The following is a 25593-nucleotide window of genomic DNA, read 5'->3' on the forward strand; positions in this document are numbered from 1 at the left end:
GCTGGTCTGCCGACCCCAAATCTGGTTTATCTGCCGCGATGACCCAAGAAACCGCCAGAAGCACCGAAGAGCGAGAGGCGTCCAGCCGTGACGGGCGCCGCTTCTCCGCGCCCGTGAATATCGGTGGCGTGATGCTGGGCGGGGATGCGCCGGTGGTCGTGCAGTCCATGACCAACACGGATACGGCGGATGTCGACGCCACCGTTGAGCAGGTCGCGGCCTTGGCGCGAGCCGGGTCGGAGCTGGTGCGGATCACGGTGGATCGGGCGGAGTCCGCCGCTGCCGTGCCGAAGATCCGCGAGAAGCTCCTCGCACTCGGCGTGGACGTGCCCCTCGTCGGCGACTTCCACTACAACGGCCACATCCTTCTGTCCGACTATCCCGATTGCGCGGCGGCGCTTGCCAAGTACCGCATCAATCCGGGCAATGTCGGCTTCAAGGACAAGAAGGACAAGCATTTCGCCCAGATCATCGAGATCGCGAACACCCACGACAAGCCGGTGCGCATCGGCGTCAACTGGGGCAGCCTCGATCAGGAGCTGCTGACCCGGCTGATGGACGACAACGCGCGCTCGGAGACGCCGAAGGATGCGCGGGCGGTGATGCACGAATCCCTGGTGCAGTCGGCGCTCTTGTCCGCGGCGCGGGCGGAAGAGCTCGGCATGGGGCCGGAGAAGATCGTGCTGTCGGCCAAGGTCAGCGCGGTGCAGGATCTGATCGCGGTCTACCGCATGCTCGGTGCGCGGTCTCCCTACGCGCTGCATCTCGGGCTGACGGAAGCGGGCATGGGGTCGAAGGGCATCGTCGCGTCGTCGGCTGCGCTCGCCGTGCTGCTGCAGGAAGGGATCGGCGACACGATCCGCATCTCCCTGACGCCGGAGCCGGGCGGCGACCGTTCGCTGGAGGTGAAGGTCGCCCAGGAGCTGCTTCAGAGCATGGGGCTGCGCGCCTTCGTGCCGCTGGTGGCGGCGTGTCCCGGATGCGGGCGGACGACGTCCACGCGGTTCCAGGAGCTTGCCCAGGATATCCAAGGGTTCATCCAGACATCGATGCCGGAGTGGCGCACGCGCTATCCGGGCGTGGAGGATCTGAAGGTCGCCGTGATGGGCTGCATCGTGAACGGGCCCGGCGAATCCAAGCATGCCGATATCGGCATCTCCCTGCCCGGTACCGGCGAGATGCCGGCGGCGCCCGTGTTCATCGACGGAGCCAAGGCGACGACCTTGCGCGGACCGACCCTGGCGGAAGACTTCAAAACTCTCGTGCTCGACTATATCGAGCGCCGTTACGGCCAGGGTTCCAAATCCCGTCCAGCGGCGGAATAGGGTTCACGCTCCGCGGATTGCCGGGCCGTCTACGCCGACCAGCGCTCATTTCTGCCAAGCCATTGTCGCGCCATCATAAATCTTAGATTGTGGGTATTTTAGCCTGCAACCGTCCTGTATCCGAATTATCACGAAGCCCCCTTAACCCGGGTTCCGGGTTCGATTTTCAATGGACGGGTCGTCCTTCTGCTTCCTAAACAAGGCGCGGGCAGATGGGGGACATATGGGTTGGTGCGTTGATGCATCCGGTCGTGCAGCGGGCAGGCTGAAGCCGCTGGACCGCACGGCGGCAGAGCGGGCGTCTACCGCAAAGACAGCCAGCAGGGCTCGGCGTGCAAGGTTGATGGGTACCGTTGCGGCCGGCGTTTTGCTGTTCGGGTACGGACGTCCCGCCCAAGCGGCGCCCGATGCCTGCATCACGTCGGGGTCGGTGACCACCTGCACCGGCAACCAATCCGACGGAATCACCAACGGCCCAGGCGGGGATTTCACAACGCCCCCAACGACTACCCTACGGGTCAACCGCCTGACGCAGGACATCGCGCCGGCCTCGGGAACCTCCGGTATCGAATTCGCCGATTTCGCGAGAGACATCGCCATCGTTGCCGATACGACCGATGGGCCGGGCGGGCCGGTCGCCATCGTCACGCGGGGGGCCAACAGCTTCGGCGTTGCTGCGATTGCTGGTTCACGCAGCGCGAGCATCACCCATACCGGTGACGTCACCACCTTCGGCACCCGCTCCTTCGGCCTCTATGCCTATACGCTGACGGGGCCTCAGGCTTCGATCACCCATCGGGGGGCGATCACGACGCTGGGCGACTCATCGGACGGGATCGTGGCGCTGGGCCCCGACAGCATGGTGTCGATCCGCAGTACGGGCGATATCGCCACGTCGGGCGACGATGCCTACGGCATCACCGCGATGGGGCACACTGGGGCGAGCGTCGTATCCAACGGCAATATCTCGACCCGGGGTGACACCAGCTACGGTATCTATGCCTATTCATATTTTAGGCCGGTCTCGGTGCGTCAAACCGGGAACATCTCCACGCGCGGCGAAGAGGCCACGGGCGTCATTGCCAATAGCTATTACGGCTACACGTCGGTGGCGGTCACGGGGAACATCACCACCAAGGGCGCGTACGCCTACGGCATTGTCGCCGGTGGCTATTACGGCGTTGGCGTCGTGATGAACGGCAATATCTCCACCCGGGGCGACGGGGCCTACGGCATCTATGCCTTCGCCAAAGGCGGCCCGATCGCGATTCTGCAGAATGGCGATATCACCACGCGGGGCCAATTCGCCGACGGTATCCATGCCGACACGGACGGATCCATCGTGATCTTGGTAAATGGCGATGTCACTGTGAGCGGTGCTGGGGCCGACGCGATCGATGTCGGTCACGGCTACGGGGTCGGTGATAGCCTTGTGATCGTTGGCCCGGGCAGCACGGTCACCGGCGGCGCGGGCTCCGGCGACGGTATTGATTTTGATGGCGGCCGGCTAAACTACGTCGCCAATTTCGGCACCATCACGACGCTTGGAGAGAACGCCATCGAGGGCGAGGGGACAGGTGCGGAGATCGTCTATAATTTCGGCGTGATCACCGGCAATGTTGATCTCGGTCCGGGTGCCAACCGGTTCGAAAACTTTTCCGGCGGTGTTTTCAATTCCGGTGCGAATGTTTTTATCGGCAGCGGAAACTTGCTCCGCAATGCTGGCACGCTGTCGCCGGGTGGCAGCGGATCGATCCGTACCACGGCACTCACAGGCAACCTGGTGCAGACCGGCAGTGGCGTCCTGGCCACCGACCTCAGTCTCGGGAATCGAACCACGGATGTGATCAATGTCTCCGGCACGGCGGCGCTGGATGGGACCGTGAAGGTCTCGGTGCAGAACCCTGCGCTGGTGGACCAGAGGTTCACGATTCTGTCGGCAGACGGGGGAGTGACCGATAACGGGCTAGGGTTGCTTGCGAGCCCGGCTTTGCAAGCGCAGCTGCTGTTTCCCAATCCCAACGATGTGGTGCTCGATGTCGACGTGAATTTCGCGCTCGGCGGGATGAACCGCAATCAAACGGCCATTGGCTCCAACCTGAACCAGGTACTGGGTGCGGGGGGCGGTTCTCTGGATCCGGTCTTCCTCGGCCTGCTGAACGTCTACAGCTTCGAGGCCTATACGGATGCGCTGGACCAGCTCTCTCCGGAGATCTACGCGGATATCGAGTTGTTGGCTCTCTACTCGGCGTCCGACTTCTCAGACAATCTCTTGAGCTGCCATGTCAATGGCACCGACACCGCCTCCATCAACCGCGAAGGCGAGTGCCTTTGGGTCGGCGCGAAGGGGCGCGACTTCCAGGCTCAGAACGACTTCGAGAATATCGGGTTCGACGAGACCGCGGGCCAATTCGCGGCGGGCGGGCAGGTGGCGCTCAACCCGGTTTGGCGGCTTGGCGGCGGGTTGGGTTTCCAGTCGAGCTCACTGTCGACGAATAGCGGGGCCAGGAGCGACGGCGAGCAGCTGCAAGGCGGTCTTGCGCTGAAGTATAATCCCGGATCGCTGCTGCTTGCAGGCGCGGTCAGCGGTGCTCACGGCTGGTACGACACGACGCGGAGCATGAATTTCGGCGGCTTCTCGGAGATGGCGCAGGCCAGCCACGATCTCGACGTGCTGCAGGGCAGGCTCCACGGGAGCTACGTGCTCGGCAATCCTGGCCTCTACACGAAGCCGATGATTGACGCGGCCATCACCAATGTCGATCTCGGCAATGTGAACGAGTTTGGCGCCGGCGGTGCCGGCCTGGCCCTGCGGGGCGTGGACCATACGGTGTTCAGCATCTCACCGGCGGTGGAGTTCGGCACCGAATGGTGGTGGTCGAACGGAACGCTGGTGCGCCCCTACGTGCGGGCCGGCGTCACCTGGTACAGCGAGGACGATGTGACTGTGGCGGCTTCGTTCTCCGGTGCGCCCTCGAGCGTCTCGCCCTTCTCGATCGTCGCCGAATCCGATGACGTGCAGGCCGACATCGCTGCCGGTGTAGAACTCATCACGGCCGGCAACAGCAGCGTCCGCGTCTTCTATGACGGACAGTTCGGCGAGCGGATCGCGGTCCAGGCTGCGGGGTTCAAGGCCGGCGTGAAATTCTGATCGTAGGCCGGCCTCAATGTCGCGAGCTACGTCTTGCGGCCGGCGACGAAGCGGGCGGCTTCCACCAAATTCGACGCATCGTCGCCAAAGGGGCTGAGCGCTTCGCCTGCATCGGCCACCAGCGTCTCGAGACGGGCCTTGGCCGCGTCGACGCCCAACAGTGCCACGAGGGTCGCCTTGCCACGTTCGGCGTCCTTGGCGACCGCCTTGCCGGCCGCTTCGGCATCTCCTTCATGATCGAGCAGATCGTCGGCGAGCTGAAAAGCCTGGCCCAGATCGGTGCCGTAGCGAATCAAGGCGGCGCGTTGTTCCTCGCCGGCGCCGCCGAGGATCGCGCCGGCTTCGCAGGCGAAGCGGAACAGGGCGCCGGTCTTCATGGCCTGAAGCTTGAGCACCTCATCGGCCGAAAGTTGCTTGCCTTCCGCGGCGAGGTCGAGGGCCTGGCCGCCGACCATGCCGTTGGTGCCGGCCGCCTTTGCCAGGGCGAGCACGAGGGAAGCGCGGATCGCCGGATCGGGATGGGTGTTCGGATCGGCGAGGGTCTCGAAGGCCAGGGTGAGCAGGGCGTCGCCGACGAGGATGGCGGTTGCCTCGTCATAGGCGACGTGGACCGTGGGGCGGCCCCGCCGGAGGTCGTCGTCGTCCATGGCGGGCAGGTCGTCATGGACGAGAGAGTAGGTGTGCAGACATTCCAGCGCGGCGGCGGCTGGCATGGCATCTTCTTCGGCAACGCCGAACAGCTTCGCCGACGCGATGACCAGGTAGGGGCGGACCCGCTTGCCACCGCCAAGAAGCGCGTGGCGCATGGCCTCGCCGACCCGCGCGGGATCTTCGCCTGCGAGATGCCGATCCAGTAGGCCGCCGAGATGGTGGCCGGTCAGATCGGCGATGCGGTCGAGCTCTTGCTGGAAGGTCATGGACGTTGCGGAGGTCCCAAAGCCGGGCCAGTCGTTCTCATATCGGAGGCCCCTAATACCGGGCGGACCCTAATCCTACGTTGCTCGATCCGGCAACCGGACGCTAAAAGCGGAACTTATGACAGTTAAAGGCGGCGAACCGGCCGGCGGGGAAGACAACGTGGGATCGAAAGCGGGGCTGTGGGCCAAGCGCATTGCGGGGGCGGTGGTGCTGCTTGCGGTCGCCTACGGCTTGGCCGTGCTGTTGGCGATCGTGGTGTTCCGTTTCGTGGATCCGCCCTTCACGCCGCTGATGGCGGTGGAGAAGCTGAAAGGCGAGACCTTGAAGCGGCACTGGGTGCCGCTGTCGGAAATCTCCAAGAACTTGCCGGTCGCGGTGATCGCCGCCGAGGACGGCCAGTTCTGCCGGCATCACGGGGTCGATTGGGGGGCGGTACGGATCGCTCTGAAGGAGGCGAGCAAGGGCGGAGATCCGCGCGGCGCGAGCACCATCCCCATGCAGACGGTGAAGAACGTGTTCCTGTGGTCGAGCCGGAGCTACTTGCGGAAATTCCTGGAGGTGCCGCTCGCCTATGTCACCGTGGCGGTCTGGGGCAAACCGCGGGACATGGAGATTTATCTCAATGTGGTGGAGTGGGGGCCCGGCGTGTTCGGCGCCGAGGCGGCCGCGCGCTACCATTTCGGCAAGAAAGCCTCCCAGCTCACCCAGCGAGAGGCGGCGCTGCTTGCGGCCGCCCTGCCCAATCCCCATGTGCGGCGGCCCGGCCGCCCGGGGCCGGTCACCCGCGCGGTTGCGGGTGCGATACAGGGCCGAATGCCCTTGATCGCCAAGCGTAGCGATTGCGTATTCGAGTAAGCTGGTCTATTGGGGCGGCCAAAGGGCATTTCACGCCTCTGGCCAGTCCGCGCGATAGCGATTATAAGGGCGGTCGAGAAAGACCCGGGGCGCAACCCCCGGCAGATGTATTAGGATATTGAACCATGGCTGTTCCGAAAAGAAAGGTCACGCCCATGCGGCGCGGCAATCGCCGCTCCCATGACGCTCTGAAGTCCCCGACCTATGTCGAGGACAAGGAGAGCGGCGAGCTGCGTCGGCCGCACCACATCGATCTCAAGTCCGGCAAGTATCGCGGACGGCAGATCCTGGCAGAAGCCGACGAGGGCTAAAGGCCGTCCGGCCAATCCCCTAACGAGGTCGAGGCTTTGGTGGTCGTAGAACCCCATTCAGGCGGCGGCAGGAGACGAGAGGGTGGCAGCGGATGGCTGACATTCGTTCCGCTTCTGCTGCTGTCCGTGATCCTGTATGCCGGCCTCGCTCTCGTGGGCGTCGATTTCGGCGCGACCTTGTTTGAGGTGCCGCTGCCTTCAGGCGGACGCTGGGCGTTCACGGCGACGGACGCCGTGATGGTATTCACGCTGTTCCTGCTGTTTATCGAGATCCTGAAATCGACCAAGACCGGCGGCAACTCCGTGTTCGATCACGCCATGTCGCTGCTGGTCTTCATCCTCTGCCTGATCCTATTCCTCGTGTGGGATCTGGCCGCCACCTCGCTTTTCTTCCTGATCACCATGGTGACGCTGATCGACGTGGTGGCCGGCTTCTCGGTGACGATCCGGGCCGCCCGCCGGGACTATGCCTTCGGCGGAGACATGTAGGGCGATACAAACCGGCTTTGGCGCGCCTATCGCCTTCCTCCATCCGGCGTCACTTTAACTTCCGATCGTTTCTTCCTATCTGCTGACGGGTTCGGACGCGCATGGCCGCGATGCGCGCAATTGTTTGCGTTCGGCTAGTGGTTGGTAAACCACGGTAAGACAAAGAGCCCTGGTTACAGGGAAAAATCGTGTGTTCTGCCGGCTCAAAGCCTGTTGTGTGACGCTCGATTCTGCCGTTGTTAAGGGGGCCGCGCTTATGTTCCCCGGCAATAGAGACCCACGCATGCGATGGGTCCGAGACGTAGACAGGGGAGTAGGCGGCAAGTGACGACGTCTTGGAGAGAGCTGACCGCTCAAGGGCGCAGCGATGCGCGATCCGGAGAGGGTGACAGCTTTGATACCGGCGCTCCGGAGCCCGAAGCAACTCCGGGTTCCGATGCCGAAGACACCATTGCAATCGAGGATGTGCTGCAGACGATGGGCGAGACGGCCTATCGCTGGGACGTTGTGCAAGACCGGATTTCCTGGGCCGGGAATGCCGCGGCCGTGCTCGACATACCCGACATCAAGGCGATGAACACCGGCCGCGCCTTCGGCCTGCACGTGGATGCGGACCACGCCGGCCCGCGTTTCGACGCGCTGAGCGGAGGTTCCAAGCGAGCGCCCCAAAGCGAGGTCCGCTACCGGACCCAGTACCGTTTCCTTCCCGAAGGTCGCCGCGGCGGCAAAGCCCGCTGGCTCGAAGAGATCGGCCGTTGCCGTCTCGGCGCCGACGGAAAGCCTGCCCTCGTCGAAGGCACCATCCGCGTGGTCGACGACTGGAACGAGAAGGAGCAGCGCCTGCAGTTTCTCGGCAGCCACGACGAACTGACGGGGCAGCTCAACCGCACCGGCCTAACCGAACGGCTCGCGGAGATGCTGTCGGGCGGCGCCGCGAAACAGCGCGACGGCGCCTTCTTACTGGTGGCCGTCAACGACCTTTCCCTGATCAACGAGACCTACGGGTTCGATATCGGCGATCAGATCATCGCCATGGTTGGCCGGAGGCTTGCGCGTGCGCTGCGCGGCAACGACTGCGTGGGGCGCTTCGCCTCCAACAAGTTCGGAGTGCTGCTGCACAACTGTCCCGGCGAAGGCGTCTCGGTGATCGCCCGGCGGCTGATGTCGCTGGTGCGGGACCGGCCGTTCGATACGAGCGGCGGCGCCATCCCGGCGACGGTCTCGGTCGGCGCCGTGAAGCTGCCGGAGCATGCAAGCAACGCTCAACTTGCGACGGGCCGCGCCCTGCAGGCACTGGAAGGCGCGCGCACCAACCCGGCCGACCGTTTCATGCTGTATCAGCGCTCGGAGCGGCGGGAGTCGGAGCGGCGGCGCGCGGCCAACATGGCCGACGAGATCGTGCGGGCGTTGAACGACCGCCGCATGGTTCTGGCAATCCAGCCCATCGTGACATCGAAGAGCCGCGAGATCGTCGCCTATGAATGCCTGTTGCGCATGCAGATGCTGGACGGCTCGATCCAGCCGGCCGGCGAGTTCATGCCGGTGGCCGAGAAGTTCGGGCTTTCGAAGCTCGTCGACGCGCGGGTGCTTGAGCTTGTCGGCGAATTGCTGAGGTCCAGGCAGGGCGTGAAGTTCTGCGTGAATGTAAGCCCGACGGTCTCGGGCGACCGGGACTGGCTGGCCGGACTTCAGTCCCTGGCCAATGTCGATCGACGCATGCCGGAACGGCTTATCGTCGAGATCAGCGAAACGGCTGCGATCTCGAAGCTCGAGGAGATGACCGACTTCATCGCCGACGTGCGGCGTCTCGGGAGTCAGGTCGCCCTGGACGGGTTCGGCACGGGCTACAGCTCGTTCCGCCATCTGCAAAGCCTCGGCGTGGATCTGGTGAAGATCGACTCAACCTTCATCGAGAACGTCACGGCGCGCGTGCAGGACGGCTATTTCGTCCGCACGCTCGTCGATCTCGCCGCGAATCTCGGCATCGCGACGGTGGGTGAAGGTGTCGGCGACGAAGCCACGGCGGAGGCGCTGGAGCGCACCGGTATCGCCTTCATGCAAGGATATTTCTTCGGTGGGCCCGAGATCGTCATGAACTCGGGCACCGGGGCAGGGCGGATCGATATCGATATCGATATCGATCACGCGTAGTCCCGTTCAGGCAGCGAGAATGCCGTCTCGCGGACGGTTGCTCTAGCTGGAGCGGCGCGAAAGCTGTTCCAGGCGCTCCTGCATGGCCGAAAGCTCGGCCTTCAGGTTTTCAATCTCGCCGGATTTATCCCGCTCCTTGGTCGCCGTATCGCCGGCGGCGCAGGACTGCGACTTCACGCCATTTTCCGGCTTCGACCCCTTTGCGGGAGCATCGCCTGCGCCAAACGGGCTGAAAAGTCCCATGGCATGCTCGAAGGTCTCGAAATTTTTCCGGACCTGATCTTGCATCGCATCAAATGCGGCAGTGCCGAAATGACCGCGGTACTGATCCTGCTGCTTGGTGAGGGTGTTCAGGCTCATTTCCAGGTAGCTCGGAACGACCATCTGAAGGCTGTCGCCGTAGAACCGGATGAGCTGGCGCAGGAAGGGAATCGGCAGGAGGTTTTCGCCGCGGCTTTCCTGATCGACTATAATCTGGGTCAACACCGAGTGGGTCAGATCCTCGCCGGACTTCGCATCGAAAACCACGAAATCCCTTTCCGACCTGACCATTGCGGCAAGATCTTCAAGCGTCACATAGCTACTGGTGTCGGTGTTGTAGAGCCGGCGATTGGCATATTTCTTGATGATGACCGGTTTGGCATCGTGTTCGCTATCGCGTGCCACGTCTTCTTGCTCCTAAAACCCTCTTCGCAACCTACCGAGGGTTACTCTTTCCGCAACTGCGAAACAACTATCACGTTCTTTGTGCAGGGCACCAGAGGCTTTGCCTCAGCGTTAAGGCGATGCTTGCTGCGCACGCCTGGAAGCCCCATCTTGAAACGCAGTTTGGGAAGAGGAAACCTCGGTACGTTCCTGCACTGTTACGAGCGATGCGTCGTCTTGGATCGGCCCGCCCGCCAATTGAGGGGTGTCGACCCAGATGCTCGCTGCTGTATAAGGGGCGGCCTGTAAAAAGCGGAGATTGGAATGAAAGAGGAAGAGATCGTCATCGCCAGCGCGGCGCGGACCCCCATCGGTGCCTTCAACGGCGGGCTTTCGAGCGTGCCTGCCCACGAACTCGGCGAAATCGCCATCCGTGCGGCGCTGGAGCGCGCCGGGGTGAAAGCCGAGGAGGTCGGCGAGGTGATTCTCGGCCAGGTGCTCACAGCGGGCGAGGGGCAGAACCCGGCGCGGCAGGCTGCGATCGCGGCAGGCGTTCCGGAATCCGCCACGGCCTTCACCATCAACCAAGTCTGCGGCTCGGGCTTGCGGGCCGTGGCGCTCGGCGCCCAGCAGATCGCCCTCGACAGCGCCGAGATCGTGGTCGCCGGCGGTCAGGAGAACATGAGCCGTTCGCCCCATTGCGCGCATCTGCGCAGCGGACACAAGATGGGCGATGTCCAGTTCATCGACACCATGATCCGTGACGGTTTGTGGGATGCCTTCAACGGCTATCACATGGGCAACACGGCGGAGAACGTCGCCGAGAAGTGGCAGATCACCCGCGAACAGCAGGACGAATTCGCGGTGAAGTCCCAGAACAAGGCCGAGGCCGCCCAGAAAGAGGGCAAGTTCAAGGACGAGATCACGCCCGTCACCGTGAAGGGCCGCAAGGGCGATACGGTGGTCGAGGATGACGAGTATATCCGCCACGGCGCGAAGCTCGAGGACGTCGCCAAGCTGCGCACGGCCTTCAGCAAGGAAGGCACCGTCACGGCCGGCAACGCTTCCGGCATCAATGACGGCGCCGCCGCGGTGGTTCTGATGAGTGCCGAAGCGGCCAAGAAGCGCGGCGTGGAGCCGCTGGCGCGGATCGTCTCCTGGGCGACCGCGGGCGTCGATCCGGCTGTGATGGGCTCCGGCCCGATCCCGGCCTCCAAGGCGGCGCTCGACAAGGCCGGCTGGTCCATCGACGACCTCGATCTGGTCGAAGCCAACGAGGCCTTCGCGGCGCAGGCTTGCGCGGTGAACAAGGAGCTCGGCTGGGACATGGACAAGGTCAACGTCAATGGCGGCGCCATCGCGCTTGGCCATCCGATCGGCGCATCGGGCGCCCGGGTGCTGGTCACGCTGCTGCACGAGATGAAGCGTCGCGACGCCAAGAAGGGTCTCGCGACACTTTGCATCGGCGGCGGCATGGGCATTGCCATGTGCGTTGAGCGGGACTAATCGTCGAATTTGAGCTTACACTGGGCGCGCCCGAGACAATCTCTCGGGCGCGTTTGGTTTTCTTTTGGGTGTTCAAGAAGACGGGCGGCCAATGTGCCGCGCAAGGGAGGAATCAATGGCACGTGTCGCTCTGGTGACGGGAGGAACGCGCGGTATCGGTGGTGCAATCAGCAAGGCGCTGAAGGAGGCCGGCTACGATGTGGCTGCCACCTACGCCGGCAACGACGAGGCCGCGAACAAATTCAAGGACGAGACGGGCATCCCCGTCTTCAAGTGGGATGTCGGCGACTACGCGGCCTGCGAGCAGGGCGTCGTCGATGTGGAGAACCAGGTCGGCCCGGTCGATATCCTGGTCAACAACGCCGGCATCACCAAGGATGCGCCGCTGCACAAGATGTCTTACGAGCAGTGGTCGGACGTGCTCCGCACCAACCTGGATTCCATGTTCAACATGACGCGCCAGGTGATCAACGGGATGCGCGAGCGGGGCTTCGGCCGGATCATCAACATCTCTTCGATCAACGGCCAGAAGGGCCAGGCGGGCATTGCGAACTATTGCGCCGCAAAGGCCGGCGATCTCGGCTTCACCAAGACGGTGGCGCTGGAGAACGCCAAGAAGGGCATCACCTGCAACGCGATCGCGCCGGGCTATGTGAACACCGATCTTCTCGCCAACGTACCGGAAGAGATCATGCAGAAGGCGATCCTGGCGAACATCCCTCTGGGCCGTCTGGGCGAGGTGGACGAGATCTCCCGCTGCGTGACGTTCCTGGCGGCCGACGAGGCGGGCTGGATCACCGGTTCGACCCTGTCGATCAACGGCGGCCAGTACATGATCTAAGGCGCTAGGCCGAAAGGCCATAGTGTCTGTGCGGCTTCGACGCGCGGTCGCCATATTGCGTTCCGATATAGTTGGGGCGCGTCCGTCCGGGCGCGTCCCCTTCTTTATGTGAGCCGCCCTTCAATATGCCCGAGAACAGACCTGTCCGCGTCCTTTACATCGAAGACGACGAAGGGCTCGCCCATCTCGTGAAGAAGGGGCTGGAGCGGCGCGGCCTGCTGGTCGACATCGCCAATCGCGGCCAGCTCGGACTCGAGCGGGTGACGGCCGGCGGCATCGACGTGGTGGCGCTCGACCATTACATGGCCGACCAGGACGGGCTGACGACCCTGGAGGCGATCCAAAAGCTGCCCGAGCCCCCGCCGGTGGTCTATGTGACCGGCACGGACGACAGCCGCATCGCGGTAGCGGCGCTGAAGCTCGGCGCGGCGGATTACGTCATCAAGGAGGTTCAGGGCGACTTCATCGCCGAGCTCACGGCGGCGCTCAACGCGGCCCGGCGGATGCAGGCCATGCGCCAGGCGCGGGAGACCGCTGAGCTGGAGGTGCGCCGGAAGAACAAGGAGCTGGAGGCGCTGTCCAAGAAGCTCTCCAAATATCTCGCCTCCCAGGTCTACGATTCAATCTTCACCGGCGAGCAGAGCGTGGAGCTCGCCTCCAGCCGGAAGAAGCTGACCGTGTTCTTCTCCGACCTCGTGGACTTCACGGGCACGACGGAGCATCTGGAGTCGGAAGAGCTGACCAATCTCCTCAATCACTACCTGACGGAGATGGCGCAGATCGCCAATGCCTATGGCGCGACCATCGACAAATATATCGGCGATGCGGTGCTCGCCTTCTTCGGCGATCCGGAATCGCGCGGCATCCAGGAGGACGCGCGCGCTGCGTGCGCATGGCGGTGGCCATGCAGCGGCGGATGGATGAGCTGCAGGACGAGTGGCGGGCCTTCGGCATCGAGCGGCCCTTCGCGCTCCGCATCGGCATCAACACCGGGTTCTGCACCGTGGGGAATTTCGGCAGCCAAGACCGGATGGACTACACCATCATCGGAAATGTGGTGAACGGTGCCTCCCGGCTGCAGGTGAGCGCCGGCAGCGGCGGCATCCTGATCGGCCACGAGACCTACGCCCTGGTGAAGGACGAGGTCGTGGCGGAAGAGCGCCCGGCGATCACGGCAAAAGGCTTCGCCGAGCCTGTGCGGTGCTACCAGGTGCGCGGGCTCTATGACGACCAAGTGGAGGAGGGGAGCGCGATCCGCGAGGAGTCGGACGGCTTCCGCCTGCTGATCGATCTGGAGCGTGCGGAGCGGGGCGACGCGATCGCCAAGCTTGAGGCGGCGCTCAGCCGTCTGAAGGCCAGCAGCTGGGATCTGAACTAGGGCTCCCAACCTTCGGGCGCCAGCTCGAACCCAGCGAACTCGAATCCCGGGGCTACGGTGCAGCCCATCAGGACCCAGCCGCCGTCGGGCTTTGCAGCCTGCCAGGCATGGGCCGGTACGACGGCTTGTGGAACTTCGCCCGCCGCCCAATCCGAACCGAGCCTGATGGTGCGACGTCCGTCGCCATCGGCGATGCTGAGGATCAGCGCGCCGCCGCCATACCAGTGCCAGGTCTCGGCGGCATCGACGCGATGCCAGCGGGATTCCTCACCCTTGCGCAGCAAATAGAGGATGGCCGTCGAATGAGCTCGGCCGTCCTCTCCCGGTGCATCGCGGAAGGTCTCGCGGAAGTGGCCGCCTTCAGGATGAGGCTGCAGCCCGAGATGGGCGATGATGTCTTCTGCAGTAAACTCTCGGGCGTCCTTCACGCTTTCCTCCCAGCCGCTACGTCGCCGCCGCAGCATGGAAGCGATCGGCCCATGCGTCCAGCCGCCCATGACGAGGGCGGCCGGGCAGGGGCTCGGTTATGCGGCCTGGAGGTGAGCTGCTTGGTCGAGGGCGGTGGAGATGGCCTGCTGCCGCCCGTCGGGACCGACCATGACGCCCTCGGCGACGATGATCTCCGGATCGGGGATGCCGATGAAGGCAAAGACAGTGCGGAGATAGGTCTCGACGTGCTCGAAGGCCGAGGCGGGCGACTCGGGTCCATAATGACCGCCGCGGGACACGGCGACGATCACCCGCTTTCCGCCGGCGAGACCCTCGGGGCCGCTTTCCGTGTAGCGGAAGGTCTTTCCGGCCACGAGGATACGGTCGAGCCAAGCCTTCAACTGGGTCGGAATGGTGAAGTTGTACATGGGTGCTCCAATCACCACGATGTCCGCGGCGAGGAACTCGTCGAGCATGGCCTGGCCCGTCTCAAGATCGGACGGCGTTGCATCCGGCTCGCCCTGACCGATGTGGGCGGCCGAGAGATGGGCAGGCGGCGCGTCGGCGAGGTCGCGGTAGCTGATCTCCAGATCATGCGTTCCGTCTTTGAGCTGCGCCACGACGGCGGCGGAGACAGTCCGGCTCACGGAATGATCCCCGAGGATGCTGGCATCCAAATGAAGAAGTTTCATAGCCTCTGACCTTTGGTATAGGTTGGTAACTGAGGCTATTTTGGTGCCCGCGAAAAATCGCGCAAGAAGGCACTTTTTCGGAACCTAGGCACAGGTTTGGCCGCGAGGCACATCCCTGGGAGATGGTCACATGGACGTAACCGAGGCAGATCTTCCCGCTCACGATTCCAGCGACTGCAAGGCGGTCAACGCCGTCTTGGGACGGGTGGGCGACAAGTGGAGCGTGCTGATCATCAGCCGGCTGGGCGACAGGACGCTTCGCTTCAACGAGCTCAAGCGTGAGGTTGGCGGGATCTCCCAGCGCATGCTTACCCTCACCCTTCGCGGCCTCGAGCGGGACGGGCTGGTGACGCGCACGGTCTTCGCGACCGTCCCGCCCCGGGTGGAATACGAGCTGACCGCGCTGGGACATTCGCTGCGCGAGCCGGTCGATGCCCTGGCGCGCTGGGCGCTTGAGCATCAGCCGGAAATCGCCGCCGCGAACCGCCTATACGACCAGCGGAGCCAGCGCAGCTGAGCGGCGAGGCGCGTCCGCCATTTTCAAAAGACGTCCTTGCGGTGACGGATCTCGCCGAAGACTTCGTCGAGGGGTTTGCCCGTCATGCCCAGGCGTTCCTGGATCGCAGGGCTGTCGGGCCGCAGGAAGGGATTGGTCGCCAACTCCTGGGCAAGGGTCGTGGGCAGGGTCGCCTTGCCCTGACGGCGCAGCTCCTCAACCTGCTTTGCCCGGGCCTGGAGGGTCTCGTTCTCCGGCTCGATGGTGAGGGCGAAGCGCGCATTGGCCTGGGTGTATTCGTGGCCGCAATAGATCGCGGTTTCCGGCGGTAGCTCCATGATCTTCTGTAGGGACGACCACATGGTCTGGGCGTTGCCCTCCATGAGCTTTCCGCAGCCGATGGAGAAGATAGTATCGCCGACGAAGGCGGCGGGCTCGTCCGGGAAGAAATAGGTGATATGGCCTGCCGTGTGGCCTGGCGTCTCGATCACCTCGGCCTTCATGTTGCCGGCCTCGACCGTGTCGCCTTCCTTCACGGCGATGTCGATGCCGGGGATCGTCTCTTGCTCGGCTGCGGGGCCAACCACGATGCAGCCCGACGCCTTCTTCAACGCGACGATGCCGGCGGTGTGGTCATGATGGTGATGGGTGACGAGAATGTGGGTGAGTATCCAGCCCTTCTCGCTCAAGGCCTTGCGAACGTCCTCGGCATCCGGCGCATCGATTGCCGCCGTCGCCTCTGTTTCCGGGTCGTGCAAGAGCACGCCGAAATTGTCGCCCCTGGTGGGGAATTGATAGATCTCCATGCCGCTCCCTTTGCATGTTGACGTTTCCACCCGGTCCGCAGGTGAACGGGCCCATCCCTCTCTCTCTAGGCTTTGATCACCATTTTTCGGTAAGACTCGTGCGTCCCGGACCTGCAGGAAATTCTAACAGTTCGGGAAGAGTTCCGGAAACGCCCGGCGGAGATGCCCGGCTGCCGGGTCGCAGAAAGAACGTTTACAGGCTGTCATGCATCTCGATGTCGTCGATCTGAAGGAATTCTATACTTCGCCCCTCGGTCACGTGGTGCGCCGTCTGCTGGGCGCCCGGCTCAGGGCCCGCTGGACGGATCTCGACGGTCTCGATCTTTTCGGGCTGGGCTACGCGACCCCCTATCTCGGCGCGTTCAAGGACGAGGCGAGGACACTTGCCGCGCTGATGCCGGCCGAGCAGGGGGTGATCTCCTGGCCGAATCCCGGACCGCGGCGCAGCGTGCTGGTGGAGGAGGCCGAACTTCCGCTGCTCGATGGGGCGGCAGATCGACTTCTCCTAGTTCATCTGGTGGAGGGGACGGACGATCTCCGCAGCCTGCTGCGGGAGGTCTGGCGGGTGCTGGCGCCCCAGGGCCGGGTCCTGGTCATCGTGCCGAACCGGCGAGGGCTGTGGGCGCGGGTGGAGACGACGCCGTTCGGCTCCGGCAGGCCCTACAGCCGGTCCCAGCTCTCGCGACTGCTGCGGGACGCTTCGTTCGTGCCGGAGCACTGGCAGCATGCGCTCTACATGCCGCCCTTCAACTATCGCTTCCTGCTAAAATGGTCGCTGTTCTGGGAGCGGCTCGGCTTGGTGCTCTGGCCGGCCTTCTCCGGCGTCATCATGGTGGAGGCGTCGAAGCAGGTTTATGGCGCGGTTCCGTCCAAGGCGAAGCGGAAACGCGCCGGGCGGTTTGCACCCGTGCCGGCGGGCGCCGTTGCGCCATTCCAGCGGGAGAAGGCTTCCGGGAAGAGCTAGCGGCTCAGCAGGAAGACCGCCTGCTCGCCGAACAGGTTCTGGGCGAAGAAGGGCATGGTGAAGCCGAGCCGGTAGCCGTAGGCGTTCAGCACTTCCGCGCGCTCGACCTTGGCGCCGAGCTCGGCGCACAGGGCGGCGAAATCCTTGATGCTGCACAGATGGATGTTCGGGGTCTCGTACCAGCTGTCGGGCAGGTTGGAGGTCCGGGGCATCGTGCCCTTGAAGAGCAGCTGGGTGCGCATGCGCCAGTGGCCGAAATTCGGAAACGACACGATGACGTGGCGGCCGATGCGCAGAAGCTGCTCGAGCACCTCCTTGGGCTTGCGGGTGGCCTGGATGGTCTGGCTCAGGATGACGAAGTCGAACGCGTCGTCGGGATAGTAGATGAGGTCCCGGTCCGCATCGCCCTGGATGACGGAGAGCCCCTGAGCAACGCAGGCATTCACGCCCTGCTGGGACAGCTCGATGCCGCGCCCGTCCACGTCGTGCTTGTCGGACAGGATGCGCAGCAGCCCGCCATCGCCGCAGCCGATATCGAGCACCCGGGAGCCGCGGGTGACCATCTCGGCGATGAGCAGAAGGTCGATACGCGAGGGGTCCGTCTTGCGGACGGCGGGCGAGGCTGCGTGGACGTTCATGTCAGCGCCCTCCCGCATTGTCGCCAACGATCCCGCGCTTGGCCGCGGCGGCGTTCAGGAAGCCGCTCACGGTATCGAACAGCTCGGGCTCGTGGAGCAGGAAGGCGTCGTGGCCCTTGTCGGTCTCGATCTCGACGAAGCTGACATTGGCGGCGACCGCATTCAGGGCGTGCACGATCTCGCGGCTTTCCTCGGTGGGGAACAGCCAGTCGCTGGTGAACGAGATGAGGCAGAACCGCGTCTTGGTCCCGGTGAACGCGTTGGCGAGCACGCCGTCATGGTCCGCGGCGAGGTCGAAATAATCCATCGCCCGGGTGATGTAGAGATAGGAATTGGCGTCGAAGCGGTCGACGAAGCTCACGCCCTGGTGGCGCAGATAGCTTTCCACCTGGAAGTCCGCATCGAAGCCGAAGGTGACGGCGTCCCGGTCCTGCAGGTTACGGCCGAATTTCCGGTAAAGCGCCTGGTCGGACAGATAGGTGATATGGGCAGCCATCCGCGCAACGGCGAGGCCCTTGCGGGGCAGCTTCTTCTCGTCGTCGTAGCGGCCCTGACACCAGTCGGGATCAGCCATGACGGCCTGACGCCCAACCTCGTGGAAGGCGATGTTCTGAGAGGAGTGGCGCGCGGCGCAGGCGATGGGGATCGCGGAGAAGACGCGGTCCTTGTATTTCGCTGCCCATTCCAGGGTCTGCATGCCGCCCATGGAGCCGCCGATCACGCAGAGTAGCTGCGCGATGCCGAGATGGTCCATGAGACGCGCCTGGGCGCGGACCATGTCGCCGATGGTGATGACGGGGAAATCCGGGCCGTAGACACCGTCCGTGTCGGGATTGGGCGAGCTGGGGCCCGTCGAGCCCATGCAGCCGCCCAACACATTCGTGCAGATGACGAAATACTTGTCCGTGTCGACCGGCTTGCCGGGACCGACCATGGTGGTCCACCAGCCGGGCTTTCCGGTGATGGGATGCTCGTTGGCGACGTGCTGATCGCCGGTCAGGGCATGGCAGATCAGAACGGCATTGGACTTGTCGGCATTGAGCGTGCCGTAGGTCTTGTAGGCGATGGAAAAGGGCGCAAGCGTGCCGCCGCAGTCCAGCTGCAGGGGCTGGTCCGCCGGGAAATGGACGATCTCGCTCGAGGGATTGGAAATCTCTGCCAATCTGAGCGAATTCTCCGAAAAGGCCTCCGCTTTGGGGGTCTCGCTCATCTTTCGCCTACTCGCGCCTCCCGGGGAGGCGTTTGAACTAACCTAGGCACCGCTAGCTATGCCTTCACGCCGATAAGTCAATCATTCTTTCCTTTGCTTTTACTGAAGGATTGGTCCTATCACAGGGCGCTGGCCGCGCGCGGCTTGGCGATATTTCTGTTTATCAGCCTCAGGAGTTTTCGGACATCATGGCGAAGCGCAAGCTAGCCCCGCGTCCGGGGATTCTCGATATCGAGCCTTACGTTCCCGGCAAGAGCAAGGTCGATGGCGGCGGGCCGGTGACCAAGCTGTCCTCGAACGAGAATCCTTTCGGCGCCTCCCCCAAGGCGGTTGCCGCTTTCAAGGCGGCGGCCGATCAGCTCTCGCTCTATCCGGAAGGCTCGGCCGCGGCGCTCCGGGAGACCATCGGTGCTTTCTATGGGCTCGACCCGATGCAGATCGTGTGCGGGGCGGGGTCCGACGAGCTGCTGGGTCTGTTGGCGCAGGCGTATCTCGGACCTGGCGACGAGGCGATCTACAGCCGGCACGGCTTTCTGGTGTATCCGATCGTGATCATGGCGAGCGGGGCGACCCCGGTGGTCGCGCAGGAGACCGACCTGACCGCCGATGTCGACACCATCCTCGGCTGCGTGACGGAGCGGACCCGGGTCGTGTTCCTGGCCAACCCGAACAATCCAACTGGGACGTATCTCCCTTTCGAGGAGCTGAAGCGCCTACGCGAGGGCCTGCCCGAGGATGTGGTGCTGGTGATCGACGCGGCCTATGCGGAATACGTCCTGAAGGACGATTATCAGCCGGGCATCGCGCTGGTGGATGCCACGCCGAATACGGTCATGACCCGTACCTTCTCGAAGATCTACGGCCTTGCCTCGGCGCGGGTCGGCTGGGCGTACTGCCGCCCGAGATCGCCGGGGTGCTAAACCGCATCCGCGGGCCGTTCAACCTAACGGGCCCTTCGGTGGCAGCGGGCGTCGCCGCCCTGGAGGACCATGAATTTGCGGTGAAGTCGGCGGAGCACAACAGGGTCTGGCGGGAGTTGATGACGGACGAGCTGCAGAAGCTCGGGCTCGGCGTGACGCCGAGCGCGGCGAATTTCCTGCTTGTGCATTTCCGGGAAACGGAGGGCCGCGACGCGGCTGCCGCGGATGCGTTCCTGCAGGCGAGCGGCATCATCGTGCGCCGTATGGAGAGCTATGGCCTGCCCGGCGCGTTGCGTATCAGCGTCGGCACCGAGCCGCAGAACCGGGCGCTCCTCGCTGTGCTGAAGAGCTTCGTGGAAGGCATGCCGGGAACGCAGGTCAAGAACGGCGCAGGGGTGGCATGAGCCGACCGATATTCGACACCGTCGCGATCCTCGGCCTCGGCCTGATCGGGTCATCGCTGGCGCATGGCTTGCGCGACAAGGGGCTTGCCTCCCGCGTCGTCGGCTATGACGCCTCAGAGGATGTCCGCGGCCGGGCGAAGGCGCTTGGCTTCTGCGATGAGATCGCCGCCACGCCCGAAGCAGCGGTCGCGACTGCCGATCTGGTAATTCTTTCCATGCCCGTGGGGGCCGCAGGCGCTGCCGCCAAAGCGATCGCGGGAGCGCTGAAACCAGGCGTCGTCGTGACCGATGTCGGCGGCGTGAAGGCCGCGGTCATCGCCAAAGTCGAGGCGGCGCTGCCGGAGGATATCGCGTTCGTGCCCGGGCATCCGATCGCGGGCACGGAGCATTCCGGTCCGGAGGCTGGTTTCGGCTCGCTGTTCGAGGGGCGCTGGGCGATCCTGACGCCCTCGGAACGGACCACGGACGAGGCGCTTCAACAGGTCAGCGATCTTTGGCACGGGCTCGGCTCGGACGTCGAGATCATGACGCCGGAGCATCACGACCTGGTGCTTGCGACGACCAGCCATCTTCCCCATCTCATTGCGTTCAATATCGTCGGGACGGCGGCGGATATGGAGGAGGTGACCCGGTCCGAGGTGATCAAGTTCTCCGCGGGCGGGTTCCGCGACTTCACCCGTATCGCGGCGTCGGACCCGGTGATGTGGCGCGATATCTTCCTCAACAACAAGGAAGCCGTGCTGGAGATGCTGGGCCGGTTCTCCGAGGATCTCGCCGCGCTGCAGCGGATGATCCGGTGGGAGGACGGCGACGCGCTGCAGGATCTGTTCACGCGGACGCGGGCCATCCGGCGAGGCATCATCGAGGCCGGGCAGGAAACGGAGGCACCGGATTTCGGGCGAAGGGGCGCCGGCGACACAGGCGGGCCGAAGTCCGACAGCTGAACCCGGGCCTCAAGAATGCCGCCGGGACGGCGTAGGTTTTGGGATGGGCTTTCTGGACTATCGAGCGGGTATGGCGGTCGAGGACGAACTCTGGGTATTCGGCTACGGCTCCTTGATGTGGCGGCCCGGCTTCTATTTCGAGGAATCGCCGCCGGGGCTCCTCAAGGGCGCCCATAGATCCATGTGCATCTATTCGGTTTCCCATCGCGGCACGCCACAGCGGCCGGGGCTGGTGCTCGGGCTTGATCAGGGTGGCGCGTGCCGCGGGGTGGTGTTCCGGGTCCGCAGCGGGCACGAGGAAGAGACGCTCGAGTATCTGCGAGAGAGGGAGCAGGTGACGAAGGTCTATCGTGAGGTCGTCCGGCCGGTGCAGCTGCTGGACGGCTCCAATCGAAGAGTCCAGGCGATTTGCTTCCTGGTGGACCGCAATAACCAGCAATATGCAGGCCGGCTGTCCCTGGACGAGCAGATGCGCATCGTCTCGGAAAGCATCGGGGAGTCGGGAAAGAACGTGGACTACGTGCTCAACACGGTCCGACATCTGGAAGATGCGGGCGTGCACGACCGGCTGCTGAGCGGATTGGCGGCACGGCTGACCGGCCGGCTTTAGGCCGGCACGGTTCTCACTTTGGAAAAATCGGTATAGGCGGGGGCGCTTACGCGGCCGCAGCGATCGGTGCTGCCTGCTCCTGAGTGGCGCGGAGATCGCTGCAAACCTCTTCCCGCTCGGCGTCGGTCTCTGCCAGAAGGTGGATATGCACCTCATTGGCCCCGAGCTTCGCACCGCGGTGGCGCAGCGAAGCAAGATTGAGAGACGTGGTGTCGCCGGTGGTCGCGCCGACCGCGAGGGGCGTGCGGCTCCCGTCCTCATCGCGGCGGACGAGGATATAGTTCGCCTGCGGCAGAGCCGGGCACCCGATCAGGCTGTAGACGCTATGAAGATAGCGCTGACCCGAGGCTCCCCGCCAATAATGAAAAGCTTGCCGAAAGGCTCATCGGCGCAAACGAGCGCAGGCTCGTCAGCGGGGCCAACGGTTTCGCTATGGATTTCTGCGGCAGTCACGAACATGTCAGTTCATCCGGTATCGTGCGATTCGTCCTGGAAATGGGCCTGTCCGTGACGATTTCAAGACAGGGTATAGTCTGAAGTTCCCGATTTCGCGAACAAATATAGAACATCGGTCCCTCTAGCGTCAAGTTAGAGGCAAAACGCGTTGATTCCGCTGATGGTTCCAGGGGGACGATACGGTTAGAAAGGGGCCAACTGGCTCCGGGCTTCCGCAGCCAAGCGATTCGATGCGGATTCGATGGTCTCTTCGAGACGGGCGAGAAATTCCGCCCGCGGCAGGCCCGCCGGAATGGGGGGCAAAAACTCGAAAACGACGGTACCCTGTCGCAGAAGCAGGGTGCGGCGCGGCCAGAACACCCCGGAATTCAGGGCGACGGGCACGCATGGCAGCTTAAGCGCCTGGTAGAGCAGGAACACCCCGGTCTTGTAGTCGGGCTCGGCGCCGACGGGCCGGCGGGTTCCTTCCGGAAAGATGATGATCTCCCGACCGGCGGCGGCCCGGGTCTGGGCCGCTTTCAGCATTTCCCGCAGAGCTTTCGCGCCCTGATCCCGGGCGACGGGGATCATGCCGAACTTGTAGGAGAACCAGCCGTGAAAGGGGATCCGGAAGAGTTCCTTCTTCATCAGATAGGCCGGATCGCGCAGCTGAGGCATCAGGGCGAAGGTCTCGAAGGCGGATTGATGCTTGGAGGCGACGAGGCAGGCCCCATCGACGATGTTCTCGCGGCCGCGCACCTCAAGCTTCACGCCGGCGACGACGCGGAGCAGGAAGATCTCCAGGCGCGCGTTGATCCTAAAGGCCGCCATTGCCCATGAGCGGGGCATCAGGAGCAGTGGAGACCAAAGCACCAGCATCGCCGTGGTCGTGAAGTAGAAGAGAAACTGGAACAGGATCGACCGGGCGTATTGGATCGCCTTCATCACGGTTCGTCGATTTCCTCGGGCCTGGAACGCCATTCGCCATAGACGATCTTGCTCACGACCCGGGTGGCGGCGAGCCGGAGCATCGCTGGCAGATATTTCAGATATTCGGACAGAAGCAGCTTGGTGGTGCCGGGGTAAAGCCACCAATCGTCGAGATGCACCTTCTTGTCGATCACGGGATAAGGGTAGAGCTCTACGGCCGGCATCGTCCGGCCCAGCTCCGCCAGGGCCCGGGGCATGTGGTAGTTGGAGGTGACGATGATCACCTTCTGGTAGCCGTGCTTGGCGGCCCAGGCGGACGTTTCGGTGGCGTTGTCGATAGTGTTCTTGGCCTCGTGGTCCAGATCCACGCAGCAGGACAGGTATTGGCTGTTCCTGGTGCCGAGGGCCTCGAGCTCCTTTTTGGTGGTCTTCTTATAAACGCCGCTGATGAGGAGCCTCTCTGCCTTGCCCCCGGCAAGCAGATTCATGGCTTCGTCGATCCGGGCCGTATCGCCCGTCAGCACGGCGATACCGTCGGCCTTGGGCGGATCGGCGGCCTCGCGGTCGACGCTGGCGATGAACAGCACGAAGCCCACGAGCAGCACGGCCACGAAGAGCATCAGCACGTCGAAACCGGCCCTAAGCAAGGCGTAGAGCGAGCGCGATCTTATGGGAGATGTGGCTTCGGCTTCCGACACGGTCTAATCCATGCTGCCCCGGGAGGCGGCACAATAGGCTGAATTTCACTTTCGGAAAATCGCGTTCGGCACTCACACAGGGCTCGGCGAGAATTACTCGTCGCGCACGGCGATGGGCGCATCGTATCGGCGCAAAACCCGCATGACGCCGAGGCGCGAGGTGACCATGCACAGGCCGGAGACGACGATCACCACGAGAGTGCAAAGAAGGTAGCCGCCGAAATCGAGACTGCCGGCGCCGAACAGACGGCGCGTTTCCGCGGCCGCGACGAGTCCGCCGCCGACGAGATGCATGAAGAGCGGCAGGAACAGGAAGACGAGGCAGGCGGCGACAGCCCCCACCAGGCTGGCCCGCAAACCCAGCCCGAAGAAATGCCGTTCGAACTCGCCGGCGATAAAGCCGTCGGAGGCGCCGATCAGATGGAGTACCTCGATCACCTCCCGGTTCGACGCCATGGCGCTCCTTGTGGCGGAGATGATGACGGCGACGGTTGCGGCGGCCACGAGGCCTAGGAGGATCAGCCCGCCCATGGCTGCGGTGCGGGTCACGCCGCGGATTTCCGACTGCCAGCGGCGGTGATCGTCCAAGGTCACGCCATCGAAATTCTTCTCGATCGCCTCTCCGATCAGATTGAGATCGGGCGGATCCGAGCGGTCGATCTCCACGGCGATCAGGCGCGGGATGGGCAGCTCCTTGATGGCGTCGCTCTTGCCCAGCCAGGGTTCCAGGAGATCGGCGGAATCCTGCAAGGAGAGCGGCTTCACCTCGGTGATCCCCTTCTGCTTGGCCAGGAAGAGAGAGACCAAGGTCATCTTCTTTTCGATGTCCGGCGTGTCGACGGGGTCGAGCTCGATGGTGACCTCGCTCACCACGTCGTTCACCCACGCGCTTGCCGACTGGTTGATCATGTAGACCGTGCCCACCATCAGGCAGGCGAGGAATGTCATGATGGCGATGACGACGGTAAGCGCGGTCCAGGCGATGGTGGCTTCGGGCAGAAGCTGGGCGTTCTCCGAGCGATAGCGGGCCGGGAGCATTCCCTGCCACAGGCTATCCCACGGATAGGTCCGAAACTCGTCCCAGAGCTGCGCGGCGTTCAACGGACCTCCACTCAATGAATTTCGACTTGGCCGTTCTGAAGGACGAGGCGCGGCACGGCGAGCTTCTCCATCAGGGCGTAGTCGTGGGTTGCGATGATCACCGACGTTCCGAACCGGTTCAGCTCGATGAAGAGACGCAGCAGGCGGTCGCCCATCTCCGGATCCACGTTGCCGGTAGGTTCGTCGGCGAGCAGAAGCTCCGGCTTGCCGATGACGGCGCGAGCGATCGCGGCGCGCTGCTTCTCGCCGCCGGAAAGCACTTCGGGATAGGCGTTGATTCGATGCCCGAGATCGACCCAGCGTAGCAGGTCCGTGACGTCCTCCCGATACTCGTTGGGACGCAGCCCCATGACCCGCAAGGGGAGGGCGACGTTCTCCCAGGTGGTCAGGTGATCGAGCAGCCTGAAGTCCTGAAAAACGATTCCGATGCGTCTCCGGAGCCCCGCACGGCCGGCCGAATCCAACTTTTCCACATCTTGCCCCGCCACGTAGATGGCGCCATCGGACGGCCGCAAGGACATGAAGATCAGTTTGAGCAAACTGGTCTTGCCGGCGCCGGAAGGGCCCGTCAGGAAGTGGAAAGAGCCCCGATGGATGTGAAATGTGATATGCCGCAACACATCGGGGCCGGAGCCGTAGCGGAGCGCGACATCGTCAAAGCGTATCAAACGTTTCCCTCAATGCGCCGTTTACCCCCGATTCAGCATAATTGTGCCCATGCGGGCCTTTATGCTGAACTCGCCATC

At 63.9% G+C, this 25593-nt stretch carries 24 protein-coding genes and 2 pseudogenes; 15 read left to right on the forward strand and 11 right to left on the reverse strand.

Going from position 1 to position 25593, the window contains the following annotated elements; genetic code table 11:
* The first annotated feature begins 38 nt into the window (after window positions 1-38).
* A complete protein-coding gene (ispG, locus tag A7A08_RS13700; protein WP_069096031.1) occupies window positions 39-1325 on the forward strand; it encodes a flavodoxin-dependent (E)-4-hydroxy-3-methylbut-2-enyl-diphosphate synthase in 1287 nt (428 codons plus the stop codon).
* Window positions 1326-1668: 343 nt separating this feature from the next.
* Window positions 1669-4476 (forward strand): autotransporter outer membrane beta-barrel domain-containing protein, encoded by a 2808-nt coding sequence (locus A7A08_RS13705; protein WP_069096032.1) that lies wholly within the window; start codon window positions 1669-1671, stop codon window positions 4474-4476.
* Between the two features lie 26 nt (window positions 4477-4502).
* Here the strand turns inward: A7A08_RS13705 and A7A08_RS13710 are convergent, their stop codons facing one another.
* Entirely contained in the window at window positions 4503-5393 is an 891-nt protein-coding gene (locus A7A08_RS13710; RefSeq protein WP_083226798.1) for a polyprenyl synthetase family protein, read from the reverse strand.
* 118 nt (window positions 5394-5511) lie between these two features.
* Between A7A08_RS13710 and mtgA the strand changes: the two genes are divergently transcribed.
* The 4 genes from mtgA (at window position 5512) to A7A08_RS13730 (ending at window position 9200) form a co-directional block, all read left to right on the forward strand.
* Window positions 5512-6249 carry a monofunctional biosynthetic peptidoglycan transglycosylase gene (gene mtgA / locus A7A08_RS13715; protein ID WP_141694007.1) on the forward strand — a complete coding sequence of 246 codons (738 nt, stop codon included), beginning with the start codon at window positions 5512-5514 and terminating at the stop codon, window positions 6247-6249.
* Window positions 6250-6374: 125 nt separating this feature from the next.
* Window positions 6375-6560 carry a 50S ribosomal protein L32 gene (gene rpmF / locus A7A08_RS13720; protein WP_069096033.1) on the forward strand — a complete coding sequence of 62 codons (186 nt, stop codon included), beginning with the start codon at window positions 6375-6377 and terminating at the stop codon, window positions 6558-6560.
* A 39-nt stretch (window positions 6561-6599) separates the two neighbouring features.
* Window positions 6600-7049, forward strand: coding sequence for a hypothetical protein (locus A7A08_RS13725; RefSeq protein WP_208430644.1), 450 nt, complete (start codon window positions 6600-6602; stop codon window positions 7047-7049).
* A 324-nt stretch (window positions 7050-7373) separates the two neighbouring features.
* A complete protein-coding gene (locus A7A08_RS13730) occupies window positions 7374-9200 on the forward strand; it encodes a GGDEF and EAL domain-containing protein (protein WP_069096034.1) in 1827 nt (608 codons plus the stop codon).
* Window positions 9201-9242: 42 nt separating this feature from the next.
* Here A7A08_RS13730 and phaR read toward each other — a convergent pair whose 3' ends face one another.
* Complete coding sequence (gene phaR / locus A7A08_RS13735) at window positions 9243-9866, reverse strand: polyhydroxyalkanoate synthesis repressor PhaR (protein WP_069096035.1); 624 nt, start codon at window positions 9864-9866, stop codon at window positions 9243-9245.
* Between the two features lie 303 nt (window positions 9867-10169).
* On the opposite strand from phaR, the gene A7A08_RS13740 reads away from it, so the two are divergent.
* The 4 genes and pseudogenes from A7A08_RS13740 to A7A08_RS17470 all read left to right on the forward strand — a co-directional run bounded on the left by A7A08_RS13740 (window position 10170) and on the right by A7A08_RS17470 (window position 13570).
* Window positions 10170-11351, forward strand: coding sequence for an acetyl-CoA C-acetyltransferase (locus A7A08_RS13740; protein WP_069096036.1), 1182 nt, complete (start codon window positions 10170-10172; stop codon window positions 11349-11351).
* Window positions 11352-11466: 115 nt separating this feature from the next.
* Entirely contained in the window at window positions 11467-12192 is a 726-nt protein-coding gene (gene phbB, locus A7A08_RS13745; protein ID WP_069096037.1) for an acetoacetyl-CoA reductase, read from the forward strand.
* A gap of 125 nt (window positions 12193-12317) precedes the next feature.
* Window positions 12318-12986 (forward strand): annotated as a pseudogene (locus A7A08_RS17465) (adenylate/guanylate cyclase domain-containing protein); the annotation flags it as partial.
* 122 nt (window positions 12987-13108) lie between these two features.
* A complete protein-coding gene (locus tag A7A08_RS17470; RefSeq protein WP_342586694.1) occupies window positions 13109-13570 on the forward strand; it encodes an adenylate/guanylate cyclase domain-containing protein in 462 nt (153 codons plus the stop codon).
* On the opposite strand, the gene A7A08_RS13760 is transcribed toward A7A08_RS17470, so the two are convergent.
* Together A7A08_RS13760 and A7A08_RS13765 are read right to left on the reverse strand one after the other, a co-directional pair.
* Window positions 13567-13998, reverse strand: a complete 432-nt coding sequence (locus tag A7A08_RS13760; protein WP_425349034.1) for a cupin domain-containing protein — start codon at window positions 13996-13998, stop codon at window positions 13567-13569. The two genes, A7A08_RS17470 and A7A08_RS13760, sit on opposite strands and share 4 nt — an antisense overlap.
* 96 nt (window positions 13999-14094) lie before the next feature.
* Window positions 14095-14691 (reverse strand): FMN-dependent NADH-azoreductase, encoded by a 597-nt coding sequence (locus tag A7A08_RS13765; RefSeq protein ID WP_069096040.1) that lies wholly within the window; start codon window positions 14689-14691, stop codon window positions 14095-14097.
* Window positions 14692-14821: 130 nt separating this feature from the next.
* On the opposite strand from A7A08_RS13765, the gene A7A08_RS13770 reads away from it, so the two are divergent.
* Window positions 14822-15208, forward strand: coding sequence for a winged helix-turn-helix transcriptional regulator (locus tag A7A08_RS13770; RefSeq protein WP_069096041.1), 387 nt, complete (start codon window positions 14822-14824; stop codon window positions 15206-15208).
* Window positions 15209-15231: 23 nt separating this feature from the next.
* On the opposite strand, the gene gloB is transcribed toward A7A08_RS13770, so the two are convergent.
* Complete coding sequence (gene gloB / locus A7A08_RS13775) at window positions 15232-15993, reverse strand: hydroxyacylglutathione hydrolase (protein WP_069096042.1); 762 nt, start codon at window positions 15991-15993, stop codon at window positions 15232-15234.
* A gap of 205 nt (window positions 15994-16198) precedes the next feature.
* Here gloB and A7A08_RS13780 point away from each other — a divergent pair, with 205 nt between their 5' ends.
* A complete protein-coding gene (locus tag A7A08_RS13780; RefSeq protein ID WP_069096043.1) occupies window positions 16199-16957 on the forward strand; it encodes a methyltransferase domain-containing protein in 759 nt (252 codons plus the stop codon).
* Here the strand turns inward: A7A08_RS13780 and metW are convergent.
* On the reverse strand, window positions 16954-17595 hold the full coding sequence (gene metW / locus A7A08_RS13785; RefSeq protein WP_069096082.1) for a methionine biosynthesis protein MetW: 642 nt from the start codon (window positions 17593-17595) through the stop codon (window positions 16954-16956). The two genes, A7A08_RS13780 and metW, sit on opposite strands and share 4 nt — an antisense overlap.
* 1 nt (window position 17596) lies before the next feature.
* The gene (metX, locus tag A7A08_RS13790) at window positions 17597-18805 is read right to left on the reverse strand and encodes a homoserine O-acetyltransferase MetX (RefSeq protein WP_069096044.1); all 1209 of its coding nucleotides are present in this window, start codon (window positions 18803-18805) and stop codon (window positions 17597-17599) included.
* Window positions 18806-18990: 185 nt separating this feature from the next.
* Between metX and hisC the strand changes: the two are divergent.
* The 3 genes and pseudogenes from hisC to A7A08_RS13805 all read left to right on the forward strand — a co-directional run bounded on the left by hisC (window position 18991) and on the right by A7A08_RS13805 (window position 21683).
* Window positions 18991-20129, forward strand: a pseudogene (gene hisC / locus A7A08_RS13795) (histidinol-phosphate transaminase).
* Window positions 20126-21073: a prephenate/arogenate dehydrogenase family protein gene (locus tag A7A08_RS13800; RefSeq protein ID WP_069096045.1), complete on the forward strand. Its 948-nt coding sequence runs from the start codon at window positions 20126-20128 to the stop codon at window positions 21071-21073. Before hisC ends, A7A08_RS13800 begins: the two are co-directional and overlap by 4 nt.
* Window positions 21074-21143: 70 nt before the next feature.
* On the forward strand, window positions 21144-21683 hold the full coding sequence (locus A7A08_RS13805) for a gamma-glutamylcyclotransferase (RefSeq protein WP_069096083.1): 540 nt from the start codon (window positions 21144-21146) through the stop codon (window positions 21681-21683).
* Between the two features lie 639 nt (window positions 21684-22322).
* Here the strand turns inward: A7A08_RS13805 and A7A08_RS13810 are convergent.
* The 4 genes from A7A08_RS13810 to ftsE form a co-directional block, all read right to left on the reverse strand.
* Window positions 22323-23063: a lysophospholipid acyltransferase family protein gene (locus A7A08_RS13810; RefSeq protein ID WP_083226800.1), complete on the reverse strand. Its 741-nt coding sequence runs from the start codon at window positions 23061-23063 to the stop codon at window positions 22323-22325.
* Window positions 23063-23746, reverse strand: coding sequence for a YdcF family protein (locus tag A7A08_RS13815; RefSeq protein WP_083226801.1), 684 nt, complete (start codon window positions 23744-23746; stop codon window positions 23063-23065). Before A7A08_RS13815 ends, A7A08_RS13810 begins: the two co-directional genes overlap by 1 nt.
* Before the next feature lie 93 nt (window positions 23747-23839).
* Complete coding sequence (locus A7A08_RS13820; protein ID WP_069096047.1) at window positions 23840-24847, reverse strand: cell division protein FtsX; 1008 nt, start codon at window positions 24845-24847, stop codon at window positions 23840-23842.
* Window positions 24848-24858: 11 nt separating this feature from the next.
* A complete protein-coding gene (ftsE, locus tag A7A08_RS13825; protein WP_069096048.1) occupies window positions 24859-25515 on the reverse strand; it encodes a cell division ATP-binding protein FtsE in 657 nt (218 codons plus the stop codon).
* Window positions 25516-25593 lie beyond the last annotated feature (78 nt).

This window comes from Methyloligella halotolerans (genome assembly GCF_001708935.1).
GTDB lineage: Bacteria > Pseudomonadota > Alphaproteobacteria > Rhizobiales > Methyloligellaceae > Methyloligella > Methyloligella halotolerans.

What these genes read in the sequence shown, in the direction of transcription:
- ispG (WP_069096031.1), top strand. Translation starts at nt 39, where the DNA reads ATGACCCAAGAAACCGCCAGAAGCACCGAAGAGCGAGAGGCGTCCAGC.
- A7A08_RS13705 (WP_069096032.1), top strand. Translation starts at nt 1,669, where the DNA reads ATGGGTACCGTTGCGGCCGGCGTTTTGCTGTTCGGGTACGGACGTCCC.
- A7A08_RS13710 (WP_083226798.1), bottom strand. Translation starts at nt 5,393, where the DNA reads ATGACCTTCCAGCAAGAGCTCGACCGCATCGCCGATCTGACCGGCCAC.
- mtgA (WP_141694007.1), top strand. Translation starts at nt 5,512, where the DNA reads ATGACAGTTAAAGGCGGCGAACCGGCCGGCGGGGAAGACAACGTGGGA.
- rpmF (WP_069096033.1), top strand. Translation starts at nt 6,375, where the DNA reads ATGGCTGTTCCGAAAAGAAAGGTCACGCCCATGCGGCGCGGCAATCGC.
- A7A08_RS13740 (WP_069096036.1), top strand. Translation starts at nt 10,170, where the DNA reads ATGAAAGAGGAAGAGATCGTCATCGCCAGCGCGGCGCGGACCCCCATC.
- phbB (WP_069096037.1), top strand. Translation starts at nt 11,467, where the DNA reads ATGGCACGTGTCGCTCTGGTGACGGGAGGAACGCGCGGTATCGGTGGT.
- A7A08_RS17470 (WP_342586694.1), top strand. Translation starts at nt 13,109, where the DNA reads ATGGATGAGCTGCAGGACGAGTGGCGGGCCTTCGGCATCGAGCGGCCC.
- A7A08_RS13765 (WP_069096040.1), bottom strand. Translation starts at nt 14,691, where the DNA reads ATGAAACTTCTTCATTTGGATGCCAGCATCCTCGGGGATCATTCCGTG.
- A7A08_RS13770 (WP_069096041.1), top strand. Translation starts at nt 14,822, where the DNA reads ATGGACGTAACCGAGGCAGATCTTCCCGCTCACGATTCCAGCGACTGC.
- gloB (WP_069096042.1), bottom strand. Translation starts at nt 15,993, where the DNA reads ATGGAGATCTATCAATTCCCCACCAGGGGCGACAATTTCGGCGTGCTC.
- A7A08_RS13780 (WP_069096043.1), top strand. Translation starts at nt 16,199, where the DNA reads ATGCATCTCGATGTCGTCGATCTGAAGGAATTCTATACTTCGCCCCTC.
- metW (WP_069096082.1), bottom strand. Translation starts at nt 17,595, where the DNA reads ATGAACGTCCACGCAGCCTCGCCCGCCGTCCGCAAGACGGACCCCTCG.
- metX (WP_069096044.1), bottom strand. Translation starts at nt 18,805, where the DNA reads ATGAGCGAGACCCCCAAAGCGGAGGCCTTTTCGGAGAATTCGCTCAGA.
- A7A08_RS13800 (WP_069096045.1), top strand. Translation starts at nt 20,126, where the DNA reads ATGAGCCGACCGATATTCGACACCGTCGCGATCCTCGGCCTCGGCCTG.
- A7A08_RS13805 (WP_069096083.1), top strand. Translation starts at nt 21,144, where the DNA reads ATGGCGGTCGAGGACGAACTCTGGGTATTCGGCTACGGCTCCTTGATG.
- A7A08_RS13810 (WP_083226800.1), bottom strand. Translation starts at nt 23,063, where the DNA reads ATGAAGGCGATCCAATACGCCCGGTCGATCCTGTTCCAGTTTCTCTTC.